The organism is Bradyrhizobium sp. AUGA SZCCT0158, assembly GCF_018130065.1.
Lineage (GTDB): Bacteria > Pseudomonadota > Alphaproteobacteria > Rhizobiales > Xanthobacteraceae > Bradyrhizobium.
The window spans coordinates 231,753-237,752 of the sequence record NZ_JAFCME010000011.1 but is presented as its reverse complement, the minus strand read 5'-3'; the positions used below and the strand labels follow the sequence as shown (position 1 = coordinate 237,752).

Annotated in this window: 6 protein-coding genes and 1 tRNA gene; 4 read left to right on the top strand and 3 right to left on the bottom strand. The window is 63.6% G+C overall.

Annotation, left to right across the window (positions count from 1 at the left end):
* Together JQ574_RS18455 and chpT are read right to left on the bottom strand one after the other, a co-directional pair.
* Positions 1 to 566: Hpt domain-containing protein (locus JQ574_RS18455; RefSeq protein WP_212211816.1), on the bottom strand; the 566-nt coding region annotated here is incomplete at its 3' end.
* A 194-nt stretch (positions 567 to 760) separates the two neighbouring features.
* Positions 761 to 1,408: a histidine phosphotransferase ChpT gene (chpT, locus tag JQ574_RS18450; protein WP_212211818.1), complete on the bottom strand. Its 648-nt coding sequence runs from the start codon at positions 1,406 to 1,408 to the stop codon at positions 761 to 763.
* Between the two features lie 162 nt (positions 1,409 to 1,570).
* Between chpT and JQ574_RS18445 the strand changes: the two genes are divergently transcribed.
* Entirely contained in the window at positions 1,571 to 2,398 is an 828-nt protein-coding gene (locus JQ574_RS18445) for a 3'(2'),5'-bisphosphate nucleotidase CysQ (RefSeq protein WP_212211820.1), read from the top strand.
* 1 nt (position 2,399) lies between these two features.
* On the opposite strand, the gene JQ574_RS18440 is transcribed toward JQ574_RS18445, so the two are convergent.
* Positions 2,400 to 2,864: a YHS domain-containing (seleno)protein gene (locus JQ574_RS18440; protein WP_249119418.1), complete on the bottom strand. Its 465-nt coding sequence runs from the start codon at positions 2,862 to 2,864 to the stop codon at positions 2,400 to 2,402.
* A gap of 153 nt (positions 2,865 to 3,017) precedes the next feature.
* Between JQ574_RS18440 and JQ574_RS18435 the strand changes: the two genes are divergently transcribed.
* The 3 genes from JQ574_RS18435 (at position 3,018) to JQ574_RS18425 (ending at position 5,448) form a co-directional block, all read left to right on the top strand.
* Positions 3,018 to 3,698 (top strand): DUF1134 domain-containing protein, encoded by a 681-nt coding sequence (locus tag JQ574_RS18435; RefSeq protein WP_212211824.1) that lies wholly within the window; start codon positions 3,018 to 3,020, stop codon positions 3,696 to 3,698.
* A gap of 247 nt (positions 3,699 to 3,945) precedes the next feature.
* The gene (locus JQ574_RS18430; RefSeq protein ID WP_212211831.1) at positions 3,946 to 5,226 is read left to right on the top strand and encodes a hypothetical protein; all 1,281 of its coding nucleotides are present in this window, start codon (positions 3,946 to 3,948) and stop codon (positions 5,224 to 5,226) included.
* Between the two features lie 147 nt (positions 5,227 to 5,373).
* Positions 5,374 to 5,448 (top strand) — tRNA-Val (locus JQ574_RS18425).
* Positions 5,449 to 6,000: the final 552 nt, after the last annotated feature.

Below are 6,000 nucleotides of genomic sequence, written 5' to 3'. Positions count from 1 at the left end.
ACGGCGGTCTCGCGGAAGGCGCGTTCGAGATCGTCGAGCGAGACTTCGCCGGGACGCAGCGGCCGTTCCAGCACCTGATCCACCAGCGTGCCGTGAGCCAGTTGCGTCTCCTTGGGAGCCTGGGGCTGAACCGGGGGCGAAGCGATCATGGGGGCGGGTTCGGCAACGGCTTCCGCCGGCGCATCGTGCGCCCCGCCTTCCGCCAACAGATGCAGCTTCTCGATCAGGTCCTCGTCGCTGCCTTCCGGCTCGTTCTCGGTGGCTTCGAGACCTGCGAGGATTTCCTTGATGCGATCGATCGAGGACAGGATCAGCGTGACGGCGCCGGCGGTGACCGGCATGCCCTCGCGGAATTTGCCCATCAGGGTCTCGCCGGCATGGGCCAGCGCTTCCAGCCTCGGCAGGCCGAGGAAGCCGCAGGTGCCCTTGATCGTGTGCACCAGGCGAAAGATGTTATCCAGAATCTTCGCGTTGTTCGGGTCCTGCTCGAACCGCACCAACTGATTGTCGACCGTATCCAGGCTCTCGCTGGTCTCGGTCAAAAATTCCCGCAACAAATCATCCATGAAACCGGCCTTCGCACGCACCGGCACGCGACATCGACGTGCCCCGACGGAACTTGGCCAGCTTCTATGCAAAGCGTTTAATATTGGTTGAGCAAATGGAAAAGAACGGCCTCAACAAAGAGATAAGACGGCTGCAATGAATCCAGCCGTCCAATATCAACCTTTGGTTAACCATAATCGCCGCGTGGCGGCGCTCAGGCGGCGGTCACGAGCACCTTGTCGCCGTCGAGCGCGAGCGTCACGGCGAGCCCGCAGGCCTGCGCCAAAAGCCGGGTATAATATGGCTGCACCGCATGCGCATCGATCGCGGTGGTCGAACTTGCGCTCAGCAAGTCGGCGATGTTTTGCGGCACGCGGGCGTTGAGGCCGGCCGAGGTGACGCGAAAGCTCATCGTCTCGCCGTCGCCAATCGGGTCGATGGTCAGCGTGCCGCCGCGCGGGATGGTCTGCTGCGCAATGACCAGCATGTTCAAGAGCAGCTTGACGCGGTTCTTCGGCAAGAGCAGCCGCGGCAAATTCCAGCTGATGGTGATCTTGCCGTCCTCGATATGGCCGCGCGCCATGGTCTGGGCGTCGCCGAGGTCGATCTGCGCGCCGGCCGAGCCGGCCGCGCCGAACGCCAGCCGGCAGAACTGCAGCCGGGCCGAGGCGGTCTTGGCGCTCTTGCGAATCAGATCGAGCGCGAATTCACGATCTTCGGGCTTGGGATTGTCGTCGAGGACCTCCAGCCCATTGACGATGGCGCCAACCGGACTGATGAGATCATGACAGACCCGCGAACACAGCAGTGCCGCAAGTTCGAGGGCGTCAGGAGCGACGCCGGGAGACGGAGTGTCAGACATCAGATTTTCCTGGAAGGCCGCGCAGTCCCCAATCGCTGCAAGACTGCCGGCGGACAATTACGAATCACGCATGCTCGGTGGTTTGATACACTGCGCAGGCGCGAGCTGCCAGCACAGGCCGGCACCGGTCAAGGGAACACGAACAGCAAATGAGCCCCGCTTATGAATGAGGCAACTCCGCCCGTTATCGATCATATGGCCGCCAGCGCCCTGATCGAGCCGCTGACCGATCTGGTGATCCGGGCCGGCGCCGCGATCCTTGCCGTCAACCGCGCCGCCATGACGGTCGATGGCAAGACCGACGGATCGCCGGTCACGGAAGCCGATCTTGCCGCCGACCGCATCATCGGCGAAGGCCTGGCGCGGCTGGCGCCAAATATACCGTCATTGTCCGAGGAGCGGACGCATCTGGCGAAGCTGCCTTACAAGGACAGCTTCTTCCTGATCGACCCGCTCGACGGCACCAAGGAATTCGTCGCCGGCCGCGCCGAATTCACCGTCAACCTGGCGCTGGTGACCGCCGGAGTGCCGCTGCTCGGCATCGTCAGCGCGCCCGCGCTTGGATTGATCTGGCGCGGCATCGTCGGCCGGGGCGCCGAGCGGCTGACCCTTATTGACGGCGGCGCGCCGCGGATCGAGCCGATCCGAACGCGGCCCTGCCCGATCAGGGGAAAAGCCTGGACCGTGGCCGTCAGCCGCTCGCATGGCGATGACCGCACTGAAGCCTTTATTGCCGCACGGCCCGGAGCGGTGCGCGCCGAGCTCGGTTCGGCGGTCAAGTTCGGCCGGGTGGCGGAAGGCGCGGTCGACATCTATCCCCGCCTGTCGCCGACCTGCGAATGGGATGTGGCGGCGGGCCATGCGGTGGTTACAGCCGCCGGCGGCAAGATCACGAATTCAACCGGTGCCGCGCTGCATTTTGGTGCTGGCCGCGAAGATTTCATCGTGCCGGAATTCATCGCCTGGGGCGATCCGGAGGCCTCCTTCTGATTTACTGCGCCAGACCCTGTTCGAGCCGAGGCCAGTGGGCGGCGGCGTCTTTCAGGAAACGCGAAGGATCGGCCTTGAAAGCATCGCGGTTTTCCTCGCGGCCGAACAGAAAGAGCCGCTGGCCTGCGACCGCCCAGAACCGCGGGTTACCGGCATAGGTAACGCCTCGCCCGAGATCGACCGGATCGTAGCCGCCGAACTGGGGGCCATAGACCTCGGGGTGGGCGACAAAGGAAGCGCGATTGCCCTCGTTGCGAAAGCGCCAGACGGCGCCGGCCTCGGCGGCCTCGAAATCCGCCACGCCCTGGACGGCCACGGAATCGGTGAAATAGGCGACGGGATCAAACCCCTCGATCGCAAGGCCGGAATAGCGATTGACCACCACGCGTTCGGTGGTCGCGGCAAGGGCGGTGAAATCATGGCAGAGAACGCCGAAAAAGCCTGCCCACAGGGCGAAAATGGCCATTCCGGGGCGCCAACCATATCTTTCCTGCCGTTGTGCCGTCATAGTTGATACCGATAACATACGAGTCGAGGGGACACTGGACGCAACCTAGAGCCGTGCTTGTTGGCGTCAGGTTAAGGCGGCGGCCAGAATTTCGATACCAGGGGTTCTTTGATGATTTTCGTCTCACGCCTTGCCGCGGTAACGTTCGCCGCGCTGATGTGCTGGACTGTGCCCGCACCTGCGCAGCAGTCGGGGCCGATGCAACAGGCGCCACTGCAGGCACCGGGCCAACAGGCGCCGTACCAGCAGGCTCCGGTGCAGCAAGCGCCGTACCAGCAGGCGCCGCCGCCGCAGCGCGCGCAGGGCCCGGCGACCTATGGGCCGGACGAGCTGGTCAACGCCGGCCACAAATTCTTCGGCAACGTCTCGCGCGGGCTGGCATCGATCATCGAGCGCGCGGTGAGCCAATGGGGTCTGCCGAACGGTTACGTGCTCGGCGAGGAAGGCTCCGGCGCCTTTGTCGCCGGCCTGCGCTACGGCGAAGGCACCCTCTACACCAAGAACGCCGGCGACTTGCGGGTCTACTGGCAGGGCCCGTCGGTCGGTTTCGACTGGGGCGGCGACGGCGCCCGCACCATGACGCTGGTCTATAACCTGCCCGCCACCAACGCGATCTATCAGCGCTTCGCCGGCATCGACGGCTCGGCCTATATCGTCGGCGGCTTCGGCATGACCGCGCTCACCGCCAACAACATCGTGCTGGTGCCGATCCGCTCCGGCATCGGTCTGCGGCTCGGCGCCAACATCGGCTATCTCAAATTTACCCCGCGCGCGACCTGGAACCCGTTCTGACCTTTTTCCTGAGCAACGGTTTCCTGAACAGCGGAGCCTGATCGGTTCTGATTGCATCAGAACCGGGCTCCAGTTTTTGTTTTGACGCGTTTTCTTTACGCGAACCGGGGTCCACTTCGCTCGAAAACGCTATGCCCCCACATTGATCTTCACGATTCAGGTTAACGCGGCATTGGGCTGGCCTTTTGCCGGTCCCCCATGGCATTGTGATTAACGAATTCTTTACGCCCTCGGGGAGTGACCATCCATGATCGAACCGATCATGTATCTGGCGATCGGTTTTCTGGTCTCGATGCTGTTTGGCCTGATGATCGTGCCGCTGGTGCATAACCGCGCGGTCCGGCTGACGACCCGGCGACTGGAAGCGGCCACCCCGCTGTCGATGGCGGAAATCCAGGCCGACAAGGACCAGCTGCGCGCGGAATTCGCGATGTCGGCGCGGCGGCTCGAGATGAGCGTCGACCAGCTGAAGAACAAGACCACCAGCCAGCTTGCCGAACTCGGCAAGAAATCCGACGCGATCAACCGCATGAAGATCGAGCTTGGCGAGAAGAACGCCACGATCTTCGGGCTCGAGGCGCGCGAGAAGGCGGTGAAAGAACAGCTGCGCGCCACCGAAGAGGAATTTTCGGCCAAGACCGAGATGCTGCGCGGCGCCGAAAGGGCGCTGACCGACAAGCAGGGCGAACTTGCCAAGATCAATCATGAACTGTCCGACCGTTCGATGGTGGCGGACAGCCGCCAGGTCGAGCTGGTCGCGGTGCGCACGCAGATCGAGGAGTTGAAGGGCCGCGTCGGCGACGCCGAAAAGGAATTCGCGGCGACGCAAGCCCGGCTCGCGCAGGAGCGCAGCGAATCCGAGAACGCGACGCGTGAACTCAACGAGGCGCGCAGCCGCGTCGAAAATCTGAGCCAGCGCGTCACCGATCTGGACCGGCAGCTGATCATCCAGGTCAAGGAAGCCGAAATGCTCGGCAACCGCGTCAACGATCTCGAGGCGCGGCTCGCCACCCAGGGCAAGCTCCTGGCCGAACGCGAATTCGAGAACAACCAGCTCAAGCAGGCCAACGACGTCGCCGAGCGCACGACCAAGGAATTGCGTGTCGAGATCGCGGCCCTGAGCCAGGGCGGAAATTCGCCGGCGATCGAAAAACTGCGCAGCGAGAAGGCCGCGGTCGAGGAACAGCTTCGTGTCGCGCGCGACGAACGCGCCAAGCTGCAGCGCGACATCAACGCGATCCAGCAGCAGGCCGAAAGCTCCTGGGCCACCGAGCGGATGGAGAACGCGCTGCTGCGCGAGCGCATCAACGACATCGCCGCCGAGGTCGCCAAATTGGCGATCCAGCTGGAGGGACCGAATTCGGCGATCGAGGCCATGCTGGCCGCGGAACCGGCGGCTCCCAAGCCCCCGGCCAAGCCGGCCAACGACACCGCCGCCACCACGCCTTCCGAAGGCGGCGGCACCCTGGCCGAGCGAATCCGGGCCCTGCAGTCGCACGCCTCCCGCGCCCGCCAGCAAGGGGCGTAACTTTTTTTGACGCGTTTTCTTCACGCGAACCGGCCTCCACTTCGCGCGAAAACGCTATGTCCCGATTCGGCCGCTTTGTTTGCTTGACACTATGGGCCCTCACTTCGTAAATCGCGGGCTCTGACGGCGCTGATTTCGCCGAATCCCGGACGCATAGCTCAGCGGGAGAGCGTTCCCTTCACACGGGAGAGGTCCAAGGTTCGATCCCTTGTGCGTCCACCATCGTCCTGACCGGACGAGCTCAGGTTTGAATTTCAAGCAATGCCACCTCATTCAATCTGTCATTGCCTGGCTTGCCGCCTTCGCTAAAGCTTCGGCGACCCTATGGGCTGTGTGCCTCGTCGAAGCCTTGGCGTAGACGGGACCCGGCAATCCATCGTCTTCGAAAAACGCCCTCGCGAAGATTGATGGATGCGCGGGTCAAGCCCGCGCATGACGAGTTGAGGTCAAACACACACCCCCGCGATCCCGCGGCGCGAAGCGCCCGAGTTGTAAGGATCGTTTCGCCCTCATGAATTCAGAGGGCGCAGGGAATGCCGGATGCGCGCTGCACCCGCGGTCTCGCGTGCGATTGTGCTAAGAAGGCTGCACACGAGCATACAGGGCAGCGGAGAACATCCGACATTCCCTGCGCAATGGCTTTACGGCTTATAACGCGCTCTCCCCGGTGAGACGGCCTCTATTGCCACCGTCGCCCCTCGGAAGCGTTAGCTCCCGAAAGGCTTGACGCCGTTACGGGCGCCAGGACCACACGCTTTCGCCGTACGCTTCAGC